The sequence below is a fragment of the Gibbsiella quercinecans genome, assembly GCF_002291425.1.
Classification (GTDB): domain Bacteria; phylum Pseudomonadota; class Gammaproteobacteria; order Enterobacterales; family Enterobacteriaceae; genus Gibbsiella; species Gibbsiella quercinecans.
Genome location: NZ_CP014136.1, coordinates 3,669,288 through 3,686,684, shown reverse-complemented (window position 1 = coordinate 3,686,684; position 17,397 = coordinate 3,669,288). Strand labels below are relative to the sequence as shown.

Below are 17,397 nucleotides of genomic sequence, written 5' to 3'. Positions count from 1 at the left end.
TGGTTGCGCCCCTGAGAGGAAAGCGGTGTATCGCCCGGCTTAGATGGCAACCGGTGCTTTGATCGCTGGGTGTGGATCGTAACCTTCAATGGCAAAATCATCGAAGCGGTAGTCAAACAGCGATTCAGGCTTACGCTTGATGATCAGTTTTGGCAGCGGGCGTGGCTCGCGCGTCAACTGCAACTGGGTCTGTTCCATATGGTTGTTGTACAAGTGGGTATCGCCACCGGTCCAAACAAAGTCGCCCACGGCCAGATCGCACTGTTGCGCCATCATGTGCACCAGCAGCGCATAGCTGGCGATGTTAAACGGCAGGCCGAGGAACACGTCGCAAGAGCGCTGATACAGTTGGCAAGAGAGCTTGCCATCCGCCACGTAGAACTGGAAAAAGGCATGGCACGGCGCCAGGGCCATTTGATCCAGCTCGCCCACGTTCCAGGCGGAAACGATGATGCGGCGCGAGTCAGGATCCTGCTTCAGTTGCTGCAGCACAGTGCTGAGCTGGTCGATTTGCCGGCCGTCGGCCGCACCCCAGGCACGCCACTGTTTGCCGTAAACCGGCCCCAGATCGCCGTTTTCGTCCGCCCACTCATCCCAAATGCTCACCTTATTCTCGTGCAGATAAGCAATGTTGGTGTCGCCATTCAGGAACCATAACAGTTCGTGGATAATTGAGCGCAGATGGCATTTTTTGGTGCTCACCAGCGGGAAACCTTCCTGCAGATTGAAACGCATCTGGTGGCCGAAAATCGACAGCGTGCCAGTGCCGGTACGGTCGGCTTTAGGGGTGCCCTCAGCGAGCACTTTTTTCATTAGGTCCAGATACTGTTTCATTTTTCCTCACAAACGGTTATTGCTGCGGGCGACGACGGTACGCCCAAATCATCATAATAATACCGGCCAGCACCATCGGAATCGACAGGATCTGCCCCATGCTGATCATGTTATCAAACAGGCCGAGTTGCGCGTCAGGCTGGCGGAACGCTTCGACGATAATCCGAAACGCCCCATAGCCAATCAGGAACAGCCCGGAAACGGCACCCATCGGGCGGGGCTTGCGGATAAACAGGTTCAGAATGATAAACAGCACAATCCCTTCCAGCAGCAGCTCGTACAGCTGCGACGGGTGGCGCGGCAAAACGCCGTACTGATTCAACAGCGGCAGCCATTTAGGATCGGCCACAGCGATGGCCATATCCTCGGTGCGCGAGCCAGGGAACAGCATCGCCCAAGGCACATCGGTGGTGACACGGCCCCACAGTTCGCCATTGATGAAGTTGCCAAGCCGGCCGGCGCCCAGGCCAAACGGGATTAACGGGGCGATAAAATCAGACAGTTGAAAGAAGTTGCGCCCGGTGCGGCGGGCAAACCAAAACATCACCAGAATAACGCCGATCAGGCCGCCGTGGAACGACATGCCGCCGTCCCACACTTTGAACAGATACAGAGGGTTATCCAGGAACAGCGGCAGGTTGTAAAACAGCACATAGCCAACGCGGCCGCCGACAAACACACCGAGGAAACCGGCGTACAGCAGGTTCTCCACCTCATCCCGGGTCCAGCCGCTGCCCGGTTTATTGGCGCGGCGAATGGCTAACCACATGGCAAAAACAAACCCCACCAGGTACATCAGCCCATACCAATGCAGGGACACCGGGCCGAGCGAGAAAATCACCGGATCAAACTCAGGAAACGCCAGATAGCTATTGCTCATCTATCACCACAATAAGTCTATTGTTCTACCCATCCACAGGCGGATGGTGCCAAATACGGCGAAACACAGCTGCGATAAATCATCTTGCCACTGCCTTCAACGCAACCAGTGGAACCTGCCAACCAAAATTGAACGGTATGACGGCCAAAGACGCGCATGATAGCACAAGCACAACCCCGACCGGATTGGCCCGCTGGGAAAAGTTCTGTAAAAAAATCAGACAGCCGCTGCCTTCAGCGGCCGCCGCGGATCAGCCCGCCCATGCCGCGCCGCTCCATAAACGCCGCCACCAGGTGGCGCACTTCGCTGGTCATCTGGGCATTCAGCACGCGCTGGGCCAATGCTTGCGCATCCGGCAAGGCAATATGCCGCAACAGGTACTTAATGCGCGCCACGCTGCGCCCGTTCATGCTCAGGTTGCGGAACCCCATGCCGACCAGCAGCAGCGCCCCCATCGGATCGCCGGCCAGCTCACCGCACAGCGCCACCCGCAGACCGGCGGCTTCCCCCTGGCTGACGATCAGTTGCAGCACGCGCAGCATGGAAGGATGCAGGCCATCGTACAACGCGGCCACCCGGGTATTGTTGCGATCGACCGCCAACAGGTACTGGGTGAGATCGTTGGTGCCGACGGAAATAAAATCCACGCGCCCGGCCAGATGCGGGATCAGGAAGATCATCGAAGGCACTTCCAGCATCACGCCGATCTGCGGTTTGGGGATGGCGTAGCCGAGCATCTCTTCCACCTCATGCCCGGCGCGATCGATCAGGCGTTTCGCCTCGTCGATCTCATCCAGGCTGCTTACCATCGGCAGCAAGATGCTCAGGTTACCCGTGCCGGCGTTGGCACGCAGCATGGCGCGCACCTGAATCAGGAATATCTCCGGCTGATCAAGCGTAATACGAATGCCGCGCCAACCGAGGCAGGGGTTCTCTTCGCTGATCGGCATATACGGCAGTTGCTTATCCGCGCCGACATCCAGGGTGCGCAGCGTTACCGGCTTTGACGGGTAAAGCTGCAGCATGCCCTGATACTGCGCGACCTGCTCCTCTTCGGAAGGAAAGCCGCTTTGCAGCATGAACGGGATTTCGGTGCGGTACAGCCCCACGCCGTCGACCCGGCCGCCAAGCAGTTGTTCATGCTCCGGGCTCAGGCCGGCGTTGAGCAATATCTGCACCCGTTCGCCGCTTTGCAACTGTGCCGGCTGCTCAACGTCCCCTTCCGCCAGCTTGCTGAGCTCTTGTTCTTCGGTAATCAGCCGCTGGTATTCCTGCACCAGTACCGGCTCCGGATCCACCAGCAACTCGCCGCGGTAACCGTCGACGATCAGCAGGCGCTGGCTAAGCAGCGCGGGCTGAATATCCGCGCCCATCACCGTCGGCACGCCCATGGCGCGCACCAGGATCGCCGCGTGCGAATTGGCGGCGCCATCGCGCACCACCACGCCGGCCAGCCGATCCTGCGGCACTTCCGCCAGCAGGGTGGCACTCAGTTCTTCGGCCACCAAAATAAAGCGTTGCGGCCACTGGGTGGCGCCGTGGGTGGTGTCGTCAAGGTAGAACAGCAGGCGTTGGCCGAGCGCGCGCAGATCGCTGGCGCGCTCGCGCATGTAGGTATCCTTCAGCTTGGCGAACTGTTCGGCAAAGGCTTCGATCACCTGTTTCACCGCCCATTCGGCCACCGAGCCGGCGTCAATTTCGGCAAACAGTTCGCGCTTCAGGCGGGAGTCGTTCAACAGGTGGGAATAAAGATCAAAAATCGCCGCGCTTTCTTTTTGCGCGCCGGCGCTAAAGCGCTTGCTGAAACGGCGGAACTCCGCACCGGCCTCTTCCAGCGCGTGCGTCAGGCGCTCACGCTCTCTGGCGGTATCGAGCGTAGAGGCCTTGTACACCTGCTCAAGCGTGGGCTGGCTGCTGTCCTGCCAGCCTTCCGCCACCGCCACGCCCGGCGCGGCGGCCAGCGCACGCACACGCGTTTGGCGATACTGACCGAAAATGGCATTGAGTTGCGACTGCGAGAGGATCCCGGCCATTTGTGTGGCCAGGGTGACCATAAAGGATTCTTCACTTTCATCGAACTGGCGCAGCTCACGCTGCTGCACCACTAACACGCCAAGCAGTTGGCGGCGGTGGATGATCGGCACCCCGAGGAAGGATCGAAAACGATCTTCCTTTACCTGCGGCACATACTTGAAGCTGGGATGGCTCTGCGCATCCGCCAGGTTGATGGGCTCCGCACGGCGCCCCACCAGCCCAACCACGCCTTCATCAAATGCCAGCGCCACGGCGCGCCCGCGCGGTTTTTTCAACCCGCGCGTCGCCATCAGGTAATAACAGCGGCGATCATTGTCAGCCAGATAGATAGAGCACACTTCCGTATCCATCGCCTGACAGGTTTCGTTGACCAGAATATCCAACGACTCTGCCAAACTGGCCGCACCAGCCACCTTTTCAACAATTTCTCGCAAGCGCGTCAGCATAGTCTGCTTAACTCAACCTCTCTTTCTACGGTAGGCGGGAGCCTGCCGTTGCGGCGCTGGCTCCTGCATCGGCATGACGGTCACGGAGAATTCCTTCATCACCCGGCGATAGACATCACGCTTGAACGACACAACCTGCCGCACCGGATACCAGAAGCTCACCCAGCGCCAGCCATCAAACTCGGGCGTGCCGCTGCGCTGCATGTTGATATCCGCTTCGTTGCACATAAGCTGCAGCAGAAACCATTTTTGCTTTTGGCCGATACATACCGGCTTTGTGTCCCAACGCACCAAACGTTTTGGCAATTTATAGCGCAACCAGTTACGGGTTGAGGCCAGGATACGCACATCCTTTCTGCTCAAGCCCACTTCTTCGAACAGCTCACGGTACATCGCTTGCTCAGGCGTTTCGCCAGGGTTTATGCCGCCCTGGGGGAACTGCCAAGAGTGTTGACCGTAACGGCGGGCCCATAGGACCTGCCCCTGACGATTACAGATTACGATACCAACATTCGGGCGGTAGCCATCATCATCGATCACCGGACTACCTCGATAAGCATAAATTCGTAAAGATGACCTGATTGTTTCACACATGCCACAGGCGGTAAACCACTGCTTTGCAGCCGTGCGCGCCGGATAACATTTGGATAACTCACAGATAATGGCAAAGTTATAAACACACGCTGGCCTCGCAGGGCGCTTTTATTCACTTTTTCTGTGGATAGGTGTGTGTAGAACTCAATGAATAAACGGGTAAAACTCCAGACAGTACAAAATCACCGCCAAAAAAAAATTTATAGATTTACTTTAAAAACAAACAGGTAAATCGATTACTTCAGTTATGAACAGGGGAAAAATGTGATCTATGCACGCTTAGGATCTTAGGCTGGCGAAAGATCCACCAACGCCTTTTTTATCCACAGATTATCCGCTGGAGTTACGCACAAAACGGGCAATTTCGCAATTAGCCCGCCACGTCAAGGCTGTAAATCGAACCAGTGATCGGGAAAATTTTGGGTTATCCCATAAATCTGTGGATAAATAGGTGTAAGATCCTGTTCATTGTCGGTGGCTTCAGGTGCACAAGCGCAGGTCAGTTTCGGCCATCCAGCGCCAGCACAGAAAAAAACCATGGAAAATCATGCTACTATTACACTTTTCCCTTATCGTACCCAGCCATTATTTGCGGTGCGTAAAGTCAGTGTGTTTTTTGACCAGCATTAACAGGCTTTGATTTATGGTTTTTTTATCCCCACTGCCCGCCCCGCCGGAAAACGAACGCCAGCTGTTTGAGCGCGCCCAAGCACTGGCCGGCTTTAGCTTTGGCGAGCTGGCCGCGCAGGCGCAAATCGCCATCCCCAACAACCTGAAGCGGGATAAAGGCTGGGTGGGCATGCTGCTGGAGCTTTACCTGGGCGCAATGGCCGGCAGCAAACCGGAACAAGATTTCCCGGAGCTGGGCATTGAGTTGAAGACCATTCCGGTCGACGCCGCCGGCAATCCGCTGGAAACCACCTTTGTCTGCGTTGCGCCGCTGACCGGCAACAGTGGGGTAACCTGGGAAAGCAGCCACGTGCGCCACAAGCTGGCCCGGGTGCTGTGGATCCCGGTTGAAGGCGAACGCCAAATTCCACTGGCGCAGCGCCGGGTCGGCTCGCCACTGCTCTGGAGCCCCAATGCGCAAGAAGAAGAGATGCTGCGCCGCGATTGGGAAGAGCTGATGGATCTGATCGTGCTCGGCCACGTTGAACGTATCACCGCGCGCCATGGCGAAGTACTGCAACTGCGGCCCAAGGCGGCCAACAGTAAAGCCCTGACCGAAGCGATCGGCGAACAGGGCCAACCCATTCTGACCTTGCCACGCGGTTTCTATCTGAAAAAGCGTTTCACCGCGGCCCTGCTGGCCCGGCATTTCACGGTTTAAAGGCTGTTAGCCGCACGCCATTGCAGGCAACGCGGTGTCACGGCTTTCAGAAACGCGTATAATCGCTACTTTGCATTTTTTGAGGTGTTCTGGGCAATGTTTGAATGGATTATGGATCCCAATGCCTGGTTGGCATTAGGTACGCTGACCATCCTTGAGATCGTTTTGGGTATCGATAACATTATTTTTCTTTCACTGGTGGTAGCAAAGCTGCCGAAGGCACAGCAAAACAAAGCGCGCCGCATGGGGCTGGCGGCGGCGATGCTGATGCGCCTGGCGCTGCTGGCTTCCATTGCCTGGGTTGTCCGCCTGACACACCCGTTGTTCAGCGTCGCTGGCTTTGATATTTCCACGCGCGATCTGATTCTGCTCTTCGGCGGGTTGTTCCTGATTTGGAAAGCCAGCAAAGAGATCCACGAAACCATCGAAGGCACGGAAGAAGAACACCACACCAAAGTGCACAGCTTTTGGGGCGCCATCATTCAGATCATGCTGCTGGATATTATCTTCAGCCTTGACTCGGTGATTACCGCGGTCGGGCTATCCGATCATCTGTTCATTATGATGGCCGCCGTGGTGATTGCCGTGGGCGTGATGATGTTCGCCGCCCGGCCGATTGGCGAATTCGTCAGCCGCCATCCTTCGGTAAAAATGCTGGCGCTCTCTTTCCTGATCCTGGTGGGCTTTACCCTGATGCTGGAAAGCTTCCAGATCCACGTGCCCAAAGGCTATATCTACTTTGCGATGTTCTTCTCAATGTCGGTCGAAGCCTTGAACCTGGTGCGCAACAGGAAAAGCCATACGGCGGATTAAGCCGTGCGCCTGGCCCTTGTGTGGGGCCAGGACGGCACCAGCCCCAGATAAAGACTTATCCGAAACTTTCGCCGGCCGAAATTTGTTAATCTTAACAGCGACTCTTTGACACAGATGAGGATTCGCGCAATGAAGAAATGGGTAATGGCGGCATCAGCGCTGCTGACGATCGCCGTGCTGGCGGGGTGTTCCAGCAATTATGTGATGGCGACCAAAGAGGGGAACATGATCCTCACCCAGGGCAAGCCACAGATGGATAGCGACACCGGCTTAATCAGTTATACGGACGAACAAGGCAATAACCGCCAGATTAACAGCGATCAGGTTTCACAAATCATCGAACGCTAAGTTAAGCCCAGGCAGTGCACCGCCTGCTTCATTGCGCTATCGCGCCCTCACGGCGTGATAGCTTTCTGCTCTGCCCCGCTTTAATCCTCTTCCCCCCCGTTCGCGGCTTGGTTATAGTCGGAAAAGGCGCCCTGCGTCGCATCTTTCACCAGGCTCCTGTTAAGCGCTCTATTAAGGAAGGCCGTTAATGCAATATCACCGAATTCCCCACAGTTCTTTAGAAGTGAGTGTGCTGGGACTGGGCACGATGACCTTTGGCGAACAAAATAGCGAAGCCGATGCCCATGCGCAGCTGGATTATGCCTTAGCTGCGGGTATCAACCTGATTGATACTGCGGAAATGTACCCGGTTCCCCCGCGCCCGGAAACACAGGGCCTGACCGAACAGTACATCGGCAGTTGGATCAAAGCGCGCGGCAACCGCGAAAAGATCGTGTTGGCGAGCAAAGTGGTCGGGCCGGTGCGCGGCAACGACAACGGCATTCGCCCCAACCAGGCGCTGGATCGAAAAAACATCCGTGCGGCGCTGGACGCCAGCCTGCAACGCCTGAACACCGATTACCTGGATCTGTACCAGTTGCACTGGCCGCAGCGCGCCACCAACTTTTTCGGCAAGCTGAACTACCGCTATAGCGATGAAAAAGCGGCGGTCACGCTGCTGGAAACGCTGGAAGCGCTGAACGAACAGGTGCGCGCCGGCAAAATCCGCTATATCGGCGTTTCCAACGAAACGCCCTACGGCGTGATGCGCTACCTGCACCTGGCGGAAAAACACGAACTGCCGCGCATTGTGACCATCCAGAACCCCTACAGCCTGCTGAACCGCAGCTTTGAAGTCGGCCTGGCGGAAATCAGCCAGCATGAAGGGGTGGAACTGTTGGCCTATTCCTGCCTGGCCTTCGGCACCCTGACCGGCAAATATCTGAACGGCGCCAAGCCGGCCGGCGCGCGCAATACGCTGTTCAGCCGTTTTACCCGCTACTCCTCGCCGCACAGCGAGCAGGCGATCGCTGAATACGTGGCGTTGGCGAAAAAGCACGGGCTGGATCCCGCGCAGATGGCGTTGGCGTTCGTGCGCCAGCAGCCGTTTGTCGCCAGCACTCTGCTGGGCGCCACCACGCTGGAACAGTTGAAAACCAACATCGACAGCTTCAACCTGACGTTAGGTGAAGAGGTATTGCAGGCACTGGAAGAAATCCACAGCCGCTTTACCATCCCCGCGCCTTAGCCTGTAATCCCCGGTGCGCGGTCTAGGCCGCGCGCCGCTGCGAAAACCACAGTGCGGCAATCGCCAGCGCGAACACCACGCCGAACCCAATACCGACCCCGACCACCGGCACGCCCATTTTCACCACCAGCGAATACAGGCCCAGCATTAACAACATCGCCGCGTTTTCGCCCAGGTTCTGCACGGCGATCGCGTTGCCCGCGCCAACCGACAACTTGCCGCGCGCCTGCAACAGCGCATTCAACGGCACCACGAAAAAGCCCCCCAACACGCCAATGGCGAACAGCAACAGGTAGGCATTGAGCATGCTGGTCTGCAGTGCGAAGATCGCCACTACCACGCCAATCAGGATCCCGGACGGCATACAGCGCTTTACCGTTTCCAGCGTCACGAAGCGCGCCGCCGCCCCAGCGCCGGCGACGATCCCCACGGCGACCATGGCATTGAGCAACGTCGGCGTGGCGTTATCGCTAATGCCCAGCGCAACCGGCACCCACAGCACCAGCAGGAAACGCAGCGTCACGCCGGCGCCCCAGAACAGGCTGGTGCCAATCAGCGAGAAGCGCGTCTGGCCATCGTGCCATAGCGTTTTGCAGGCGCTGAAAAACGCCCGGCCCATCGCCAGCGGCCGCCAGGAGGTGCCGGGATGCGCCGCCGCAAGATACGGAATGTAGTAGTTCGCCACCACCGCGGCGGCATAAACCAATGCGCACGCCGCCAGCGCGGCGATAATATGCCAGTCCGCCAGCACCCCGCCGGCGACGGAGCCTATCAGGATTGCCGCGATGGTCGACGCTTCCATCAGGCCGTTCGCCTTCACCAACTGATCGCCGCGGGCGATTTCCCCCAGGATGCCGTATTTGGCCGGCGAATAGGCCGCCGCGCCAATCCCCACCAGGGTATAACCGAGGAATGGGTCAAAGCCGAAACAAATCGCCAGCGCGCCGGCCAGCTTCAGGCCATTGGCCACCATCATCACCCGCCCCTTGGAGAAGCTGTCGGCGATCTGGCCGACAAAAGGCGCCAGAATAATGTAGGTGGCGACAAACGCCATCTGCAACACCGGCTGGCTCCAGTCCGGGTAGTGCTGCTGTTTGATCAGCGCCAGCGTAGCGAACAGCAGTGCGTTATCGCCAAACGCCGAAAAGAACTGGGCGCAGATCACCGCCATCATGCTGCGTGACAGCAACGGCGCCTCCGCATTATGCGACGAGGTATTCATTGGGCATTCTCCGGCTGCTCGGCCATTTTACGCAGGGTCACAAAATCGGGTTTGCCGCTGCCCAGCACCGGCAACGTTTTCTGTATGCGAATATCGCGCGGCACCGCCAGCTCCGGGATGCCCTGCTCGCGCGCGGCGCGCAACAGCGCATCGCGGGTGACTGCGGCATCGGTGGTAAACAGCACCAGCACTTCGCCTTTGCTGCTGTCGCTTTTCACCGTCGCCGCGTGCTGGCCATCCGGCGATACGCTGAGCGCCAGCTGTTCAACGCTCTCCAGCGAAACCATCTCCCCGGCCAGCTTAGCGAAACGCTTCACCCGGCCGCGGATAGCGCAGTAACCCTGTTCATCCAGCGTGACGATATCGCCGGTGTCATACCAGCCTGGCTGCACGTTGCCGTGTTGGTCTTCTGCGGCCGGCGGCTCCAGTTCGCCTGGACGTTCGACGCGCAGATAGCCTTTCATGATGTTTGGGCCTTTCAGTTGCAGGCGGCCGCCGTGCTCAATCCCCGGCATGGCGATCAGGCGCGCCTCCATCTTCGGCATGATGCGCCCGACGGTGCCCACTTTGGCCGCCATCGGCACGTTGATCGACACCACCGGCGCACACTCGGTTACGCCATAGCCCTCCAGAATGCGGATACCGAACTTGTCCTGCCAGATTTGCCGGGTGCTGTCCGCCAGTTTCTCCGCGCCTGCAACCACGTAGCGCAGGCGGGCAAAATCATACGGGTGGGCAAAGCGCGCGTAGTTGTTCAGGAAGGTCGGCGTGCCAAACAGCACCGTACAGTTTTTATCGTAAACCAGCTCCGGCACCACCCGGTAATGCAGCGGGCTTGGGTAGAGGAAGACCCGGCTGCCGGTGATCAGCGGCGTAATCAGCCCGACGGTCAGGCCGAAGGAGTGAAACAGCGGCAACGACGACATAAAGCGATCGCGCGGGGTGAAATCGGCAATCGTGCGAATTTGCTCGACGTTGGCCAGCAAGCTGGCATGGGAATGAACCACGCCCTTCGGCGTGCCTTCAGAGCCGGAGGTGAACAACACCAGCGCCGCATCGTCCGGCTGCTGCGCCAGCATGGCACGGGCGGGCTGCAGCAGGTGGCGCAGGATCCACAGTTTATCCGCCAGGGTAACCGTGTCTTTCAGATCTTCCAGATAGACCCAGTTGGCCTGCGGCACCTGTTCGGGCAAGTGGGTGAGCTTACCCTTTTCCAGGAACTGCCGGGAGGTGACAATGGTGTTGATGGTCGCCGCGGTCATCGCGCTTTTCAGCCCGTTGGCGCCTGCGGTGTAATTCAACATCGCCGGGATGCGGTTGCGCAGTGAGGCGCCAAAAATCGCCGCCACGGTGATGGTGGCGTTCGGCAGCAGCAGCCCGACGTGTTCCCTTTCCGCCGTAAAACGTTGCAGGATACGGCTGACGCCCAGGGACTTTTTGATCAGCCCGCGGTAGCTGTCTTCCTGAAAATTGATGTCTTCAATGCAGGGCTTGCCGTAGCCATAGCGTTGGCTGGCCGCCAGCAGCGCGCCGAACAGCGTTTGCGGCGTGCGGGTGTCCATCCGCGCCTGCATCATGATCTGGTGCAATTTTTCCCCCGCCAGCATGCGGCGCTCGCGGGCGCGCGGCGCTTGCGGCATCGGCAGTTGACAAGGGGGTAAAATAGACAGGGTGATCGACGGGAACCAGCGGATTTTAAATACCCCGGCCATACGGCCAAACGGGCTGTATTCAGGACCGTCAATACGCACCGGCACCACGGTGGCGCCGGATTTGGCGGCGATAAACCCGGCGCCGTCATAAACCTTCATCAGCGAACCGGTCACCGTGATGCGCCCTTCCGGGAACACCACGATAGGCCGGCCTTTTTGCACTTCGCGCACCAGGTTCTTCACCGCCATCGGCTTGGTGGGATCCAGCGAGACAAAATCGACATAGTTTTTCAGCCAACGCATAAACCAACGGTCGGAAACGCTGGAATAGACGGCAAACACCGGCTTGATCGGCAGGAACAGCGCTAACAGTGCGCCATCAAGGAAAGAGACGTGATTGGGGGTGATCAGCAATTTTTGCTGATTTACGTTGTTTAGGTCACCTTCAACGCGCACGCGAAACAACACCCGGAACAGTGTGCGTAATATGGCATACATCATGCCCCTTCTCCTTGGCTAAACGGTTGTAGGGGCAAAGAATACTATATGGTAGGGGCGGGGCAAAAAAAAACCTACGCATCCGCGTAGGTTGGTGCAATTGAAAATGGTATCAACATACCGGGTATGCTGATTTCTCACCAATCAATACCTCTGGGACTACCTACTCTAGAGAAAGGCCGCGTAAGAAACTACCGCGGAAACGCAAACGTTCTGCTCTAAATGCAACCAGCTGTAAATATCCCGCACCGGCTGGAAATAACTCATAAAATCAGCAGAAATGGGCTGCGGCGACGGCTAAACGGCGGGCAAAAAAACCGATGTCAAACCATTCGCGCAAATCACCATTTAATTAAAAATACATACAATACAGATGGTTACGCCACTTTTCATACCGCTTGCGGGAGATGCAGCGTTGTGGGCTGGAAGCCACATAAAAGCCCAGAGAAAGCAAGCCGGGGGCGTGTTGTAAAGGTGACGATTGCCAAGAGAAAGATAGTGGGCTTATATCGTCATCGTAGTTCATTTCTTCACGCTCCATCCAGAACAAAGAAGGAGCGAGTTAGCCACCAAAATGCAACATGCCGAGTAGATCTTCGAGTCGTTCGAACCGACTTGATCAAGGCCTGCTATGCAGCGATGACGGTCGGCGCTGCACATGAAGCACGTAATACATTTCTATGCAGCGACTCCGCTCCCAGAATTTCGTATTACCCGACAGTCAATAGAAAGAGCCAAGAGACGCAGTGCCAGAGATAAGAGGTTCCGATGGACATGAATATCCCCGCTGACGCATTTACTTTCGGTAACGAACACGGTCTTCAATCTTCTGGATCGCGTTGAGTGCTTCATGACCTAGCTCCTCTTCGTCGCAAAGACTGCGTAAATGTTGCAAGTCGTCGGCATCTCCAAACTGCCCAATCACTTGAATGGAAAAGGAAACAATTCGCGTCAGATCATTCATGAACCCGTGTTCGTGGTACGTCTTCTGCGACTCGCGATTGGTCAATGCATCACGGCAGACAGCCAGGGCTGTGTTCGGATAACTCGTTGTAACGTGAGTTCTTGTACCATCCGAAGACAACATTTGAGATGTTGAATACCACAGTGCTCCGGCACTTGCCGATGCGGAGTAAGCCAGTAACGTAGTTCGTGCACTGAGAGTCTGGGGCGAGGATTCGAGTTCGTAATCGCTCAACCGGCAAGCCCAGTAAGCTAATTCCCCGCAGGCCCGCATGGTTTCATCGACATCGACCGGCGATGTCGGAGCAGCAGGAAGTGGAAGGCTCAAAATTCCCATTGCTTCGTGTGCTGCGAAAAATGCCTCGACCGCATCTTGCGGCATGACCGACCGTTTGGCTGGCAACCTAAGCCATGGCTCAATAGCTTCGGAAACTGCTGGATCACCGAAGTCTGTAAGCTGACGAATCAGAATGCCGACAAACGAAACATACTCTGTGCTCGCCCCTTTGAGCGCCTTGAATAGGAATTGCCGCTTCTGATCGCTAGCGAGATTGTCGATCTCCTCCCAATAAATTCTGTCATACGGGTGATCGAATTGTCGCAAGAAGATATCCCATGCTTCCGTATTGGCCTGGGGCCCCGACTCGGAGAACACGCTTTTGATCTCCTCTAAGACTGCCGTTCTGTAATTTTCTTCTTCAGCGTCTAGTCCACCCAAACTCTTCAGTGCATCGAAAATCATGGAATTCATAAACACGCCGAGTTTATCCATGGAGTCCTCAAGCGCCACGATCATCTTCGCCTTGACGGCATCATCCACATCTCTCAAGTGGACACAAAAATCCATTGTGGCTAGCTGAAGGTGGTAGGGCAAGCTCCTTAGTCGTTCAAGAAGATTCAACACACATGACGCTGCCCATGATGTATGCTCCGTGAACCTGGTGATTCCGATAAGAACGTAGAACTCGCTATGCGTGCTCGCTTCATTCCATGCTCCTTTTAGGGCCTCACCAAACTCACGCCCTGGATTGTGGCGAAAGCTCAGGCCTCCACTATGGATAAAGGACACAAGCTGTGACAGCGCGACCTTGCGATTGAACACATAGACTTGGCTAAAGATCTCATGCCGAAGCGGCACCTCTTTGGCTCTTGCTTCCTCATAGAGATCATGATTGGCTTCGACAATTCTCTCTTCCATGGCACGACATGCCGTCATGATTTGATTGAAGTGGATTCCCTGCATTAGAAGCCAGCCAATAGCAGGAAGAAAAGCTTCAAACGTCGAGAGGATTGGCCGACGTTCGCCAGTCTCAATCGAACAGCTATGCCACCCCTCGCCATTCAGAAGGAAGTGCAGTTCAGAAGGCTCTGCGACCATTTCGGCGAGCAGCACGTCGAGCTTTGCTTTCACGATACGTCTAGCTGCACCTCCACATTCCCCCCGAACACAAGACTCCAGGATGCCCTGATCAGTGGTCTTATCCAGAATATCCCTTAGCGTCGAATCGTCCTCCATCGCCCCTAGGATAAGAACCTTGGAGCCATGGAATCGCGGCGATCGCAGCATAGCTTGCACACGCTCAGAATCTTTGTGAGTTGCGCGAACCACAAATTCTGCCATGAAGGCATAGAAAAACATTTCGTGAGAGAAGCTGAGTCTGTCACCGCGCTGTGACACAAGCCGCGACTCAAGGACCGCGTGCCATGTTGCGTCTGTCACGCCTGCCGCATCGCAAAACCTGTCAAATTCTCGAACAGACAAACTAAATGCAGTTTGGGAGAACAGTTCTCCTGCGAACCCGGAAAGCAGCCGAATTCCCGCCGCTGCGGAATCACCGAAACGCATTCGGGCGACTGTGTCGAATAGAACGAACTTACTTGCTCCGGCAGGCAGTAATGCAGCGGCCTGCCCAATAAGTTCCGCTTCAAGTCCTGAGCGCGCTATTTCTAGGAGGGGTTGGCAGTTCGTGAAGTTTTCATCTTCCCGACTAAGTTTTGCAAGCAATGACTTCAGCTTGGGTTGTGGCGGATTGACAAGAATTTCTTCGACTGGCAGAAGGTCTTGCCTAGCAAGGGTGCATTGTGAGGTAATAACAATGCCCGCACCATAGCGCAGTGAGAACGCTTGGAGACTTCGCGTCAAAGCAGTTCGCAAAGGCTCTGGACACTCGTTGTAGCCGTCGAGAAACAGAACAATATGCTTTGCAAGGAGGCGGCTGGCTCTTAGGAAATCGCGCGCGGAAGTGCCTAGTAGTCCAAGCTCGACGTCAATGATCTTCTGCAGCTTGCCCTCGAAGTCTTTGCCTTGGATGTGAATAGGCAGCACACCGGCCTGGATACATTCCGTGGCGATGCGTGCACTCAGCAAGGACTTTCCACATCCTGACGGCCCTCTGATCAGAAGCGCAGATTTCGACGACAGGGCCATCTCTAGAATCTTAGATGCCGAGATAAATTTGTCATCAAGGTGGTATTGGTCCTCTGCCAGCCGTGCACCGATTGGCCCGTGAAACTCCAAAAAAGCGGACTCATAACTTGACACTATTCGCTCTGATAAGAGCACAGTTTCATGAATTGCCGCATCTTTTCCCGATACGCGTTCAAGGTTCAAATGAGCTGCGAGCACTTGGCATCGCTCTTCACTCAACAAGGCTCCTGACATTGTGCTGAGAGCAACCTCGATCGCATCCAGCCCGCCAGTGATCACCTTGAAATCACTCGGTGGCAACGAGGAGCCTGACGGAATCGCCGGCGCAATGGCTAGCAAGGAGTTGGGATAGCCGGAAAGAGCGCCGAATAGCTCGGCCATTGCATCACGCAACGCATTCTTGGCATCCAAGGCTTGAATGTACCCGTTGCGTAGCTTTCGACTACCGTACGATCCGACCTGGGTCCAACTGCCGTTCACACCTCCCTTGATGGGCAGTGTGTATCCCTTGGCTTCAATAACAAGCGTAGTTGTGGCGGAAAAGACCGCGACATCAACCTGACGCCCATTAACGTTGAAGTTGGCGAATATGTAGGCCCACTCAGTGCCCTTTTCTAGAGCATCGCAAACGGTGACCAAAACCTCGCGATCCGAGGCGTGTTCAAGCCGCTCTCCGATAAATAGCCGGACGCCGTTCCCACCGTGACGTGCTGTGCTCATCAGTTTGAATCACCCGTACGACGCGCCAAATATCGACACAGCACTCCACTCCCCCCGACCATCAATTCCGCTTCTTCAAATTCAGGCGGCATTTCTTCCACGAGATGCCTGCCGAAGTTGGAGGAGTAGGCCCATGCCTTTTCAACGATCTGATCGACAGGCTTGGGAAAAAGTCCGGAATTTCGCTGGGTCAGTTGACCCGGCGTGTCTTTGCTTCCTACAACGTCTCGCGCCACGTACTCAAGAGCGGCCATCGCATGTTGGATCGCCCCACTAATTTCAGGTTGAGGCCTACGTGACAGATTTTGCAGGGCCTCGTGCCTGATACTGATTTCTGCATCAGGCCTTGAATATCCCTGTCGCCTGGAAAACAAATCCATAGTACCTCCGTGAAAATAACATACCAAGCTACCACATCCCCCCCCCGAGTTTCCCAACTGCTAAATCCGGCCGCCATATACTTTCGCCTGCTCCGACTGATAATCATACTGCTCACAGAATTACCAAGCCCCGGACAACTTGTGCCCCAGCATAATTTCCGCGACGTGCTGCTCGGTGAACGTTAAAATGTTCGCTCTGGCCGCAGCCAGGCTGAAACTGTAGGCCAAACGGGGGACGATCGGCAGTTCCTGGTCGATAATGGAAATTATAGAATTCTATTTAGTTTTTTGTTACTTCGGCCTAGCCCCCTTTCTGAACCCCCGCTCCCCCGCCATGAATGCTTCCAGCATGTGCGGGATCAGCGTCGCGGCATCGACCACCTCGCCATACACCTGCGCATGCAGCGCGGCGTAACGGTCTAGGTCGGCTTTCAGGCTAGCCGGGCAGACAAAGGTCAGCTTGACGTTCTCGGTCTTGGGTAGGGGCCCCAGCAGCAGTTTACTGGTCGTGCTCATCGCGAAGTCCACTTGTTGAAGAACATCGGCTGATAGGGCCGTAGCACCAGATGGCAGTTGACGATGATGCGCACCGGCAAGCCAGGGCGGCTGGTCAGCGTGGGCTGGATGTTAAGGTTGGGCCGCATCGACTGCGGACTTGGCGAGCTTGATCTTCGCCATGATGACTCCTCGGAAAGCCCGGTTTCCAAGATCCGCATTGGGGCCACGCGATGGGAAGCCGGGTCAAGTTTTGGAAAGCACCGGCATATGTTGGTTGAACTCGCCTAATGGATTGATAAACCTGCTGTACCTAGCCTTGGCGTAGTCCAGTGAACTGCGGTACTGGAGTCATCGTGAAACAAAAAAAAACCTACGCATCTGCGTAGGTTGGTGCAAGGACAATGGGTTCAACACGAATGTTGACACTCACCAATCAATACCTCTGGGTCCGAATACTGTAGCGCGTAGCCCGGCCAGGCGGCCAACGAACAATCGAAACATTAGCGCGCAAAGTGTAACGAGCGGTGTA

The 17,397-nt window shown here is 56.3% G+C and carries 14 protein-coding genes and 1 pseudogene; 5 read left to right on the top strand and 10 right to left on the bottom strand.

Annotated elements, in window-relative coordinates:
• Nucleotides 1-39: 39 nt before the first annotated feature.
• The 4 genes from thyA to rppH all read right to left on the bottom strand — a co-directional run bounded on the left by thyA (nucleotide 40) and on the right by rppH (nucleotide 4,734).
• Nucleotides 40-834 carry a thymidylate synthase gene (thyA, locus tag ACN28Q_RS16980; RefSeq protein WP_095847416.1) on the bottom strand — a complete coding sequence of 265 codons (795 nt, stop codon included), beginning with the start codon at nucleotides 832-834 and terminating at the stop codon, nucleotides 40-42.
• 16 nt (nucleotides 835-850) lie between these two features.
• Complete coding sequence (gene lgt / locus ACN28Q_RS16975) at nucleotides 851-1,714, bottom strand: prolipoprotein diacylglyceryl transferase (RefSeq protein ID WP_095847415.1); 864 nt, start codon at nucleotides 1,712-1,714, stop codon at nucleotides 851-853.
• Nucleotides 1,715-1,947: 233 nt separating this feature from the next.
• Nucleotides 1,948-4,194: a phosphoenolpyruvate--protein phosphotransferase gene (gene ptsP, locus ACN28Q_RS16970; protein WP_095847414.1), complete on the bottom strand. Its 2,247-nt coding sequence runs from the start codon at nucleotides 4,192-4,194 to the stop codon at nucleotides 1,948-1,950.
• Nucleotides 4,195-4,206: 12 nt separating this feature from the next.
• Nucleotides 4,207-4,734, bottom strand: coding sequence for an RNA pyrophosphohydrolase (gene rppH, locus ACN28Q_RS16965; protein WP_095847413.1), 528 nt, complete (start codon nucleotides 4,732-4,734; stop codon nucleotides 4,207-4,209).
• A gap of 697 nt (nucleotides 4,735-5,431) precedes the next feature.
• On the opposite strand from rppH, the gene mutH reads away from it, so the two are divergent.
• From mutH to ACN28Q_RS16945, 4 genes are all read left to right on the top strand, one after another.
• Nucleotides 5,432-6,118 (top strand): DNA mismatch repair endonuclease MutH, encoded by a 687-nt coding sequence (gene mutH / locus ACN28Q_RS16960; protein ID WP_095847411.1) that lies wholly within the window; start codon nucleotides 5,432-5,434, stop codon nucleotides 6,116-6,118.
• Nucleotides 6,119-6,214: 96 nt separating this feature from the next.
• Complete coding sequence (locus ACN28Q_RS16955) at nucleotides 6,215-6,931, top strand: TerC family protein (protein WP_095847410.1); 717 nt, start codon at nucleotides 6,215-6,217, stop codon at nucleotides 6,929-6,931.
• A 129-nt stretch (nucleotides 6,932-7,060) separates the two neighbouring features.
• Nucleotides 7,061-7,279 (top strand): YgdI/YgdR family lipoprotein, encoded by a 219-nt coding sequence (locus tag ACN28Q_RS16950; RefSeq protein WP_095847409.1) that lies wholly within the window; start codon nucleotides 7,061-7,063, stop codon nucleotides 7,277-7,279.
• A gap of 187 nt (nucleotides 7,280-7,466) precedes the next feature.
• Nucleotides 7,467-8,507, top strand: a complete 1,041-nt coding sequence (locus ACN28Q_RS16945; protein ID WP_095847408.1) for an NADP(H)-dependent aldo-keto reductase — start codon at nucleotides 7,467-7,469, stop codon at nucleotides 8,505-8,507.
• Nucleotides 8,508-8,529: 22 nt separating this feature from the next.
• Here the strand turns inward: ACN28Q_RS16945 and lplT are convergent, their stop codons facing one another.
• The 6 genes and pseudogenes from lplT to ACN28Q_RS16915 form a co-directional block, all read right to left on the bottom strand.
• Nucleotides 8,530-9,729, bottom strand: a complete 1,200-nt coding sequence (gene lplT / locus ACN28Q_RS16940; RefSeq protein WP_095847407.1) for a lysophospholipid transporter LplT — start codon at nucleotides 9,727-9,729, stop codon at nucleotides 8,530-8,532.
• Entirely contained in the window at nucleotides 9,726-11,882 is a 2,157-nt protein-coding gene (gene aas / locus ACN28Q_RS16935) for a bifunctional acyl-ACP--phospholipid O-acyltransferase/long-chain-fatty-acid--ACP ligase (RefSeq protein WP_095847406.1), read from the bottom strand. The genes lplT and aas overlap by 4 nt, the downstream gene beginning before the upstream one ends.
• 793 nt (nucleotides 11,883-12,675) lie before the next feature.
• A complete protein-coding gene (locus ACN28Q_RS16930; protein WP_095847405.1) occupies nucleotides 12,676-15,990 on the bottom strand; it encodes an NERD domain-containing protein in 3,315 nt (1,104 codons plus the stop codon).
• Nucleotides 15,990-16,370, bottom strand: coding sequence for a hypothetical protein (locus tag ACN28Q_RS16925; RefSeq protein ID WP_095847404.1), 381 nt, complete (start codon nucleotides 16,368-16,370; stop codon nucleotides 15,990-15,992). Before ACN28Q_RS16925 ends, ACN28Q_RS16930 begins: the two co-directional genes overlap by 1 nt.
• Nucleotides 16,371-16,661: 291 nt before the next feature.
• Nucleotides 16,662-16,886, bottom strand: coding sequence for a DUF2274 domain-containing protein (locus ACN28Q_RS16920; protein ID WP_095847403.1), 225 nt, complete (start codon nucleotides 16,884-16,886; stop codon nucleotides 16,662-16,664).
• Nucleotides 16,883-17,011 (bottom strand): annotated as a pseudogene (locus ACN28Q_RS16915) (TrbI/VirB10 family protein); the annotation flags it as partial. The gene ACN28Q_RS16920 and the pseudogene ACN28Q_RS16915, both read right to left, overlap by 4 nt.
• On the opposite strand from ACN28Q_RS16915, the gene ACN28Q_RS16910 reads away from it, so the two are divergent.
• On the top strand, nucleotides 16,950-17,156 hold the full coding sequence (locus ACN28Q_RS16910; RefSeq protein ID WP_165907092.1) for a hypothetical protein: 207 nt from the start codon (nucleotides 16,950-16,952) through the stop codon (nucleotides 17,154-17,156). The pseudogene ACN28Q_RS16915 and the gene ACN28Q_RS16910 sit on opposite strands and share 62 nt — an antisense overlap.
• The last annotated feature ends 241 nt before the right edge of the window (nucleotides 17,157-17,397 follow it).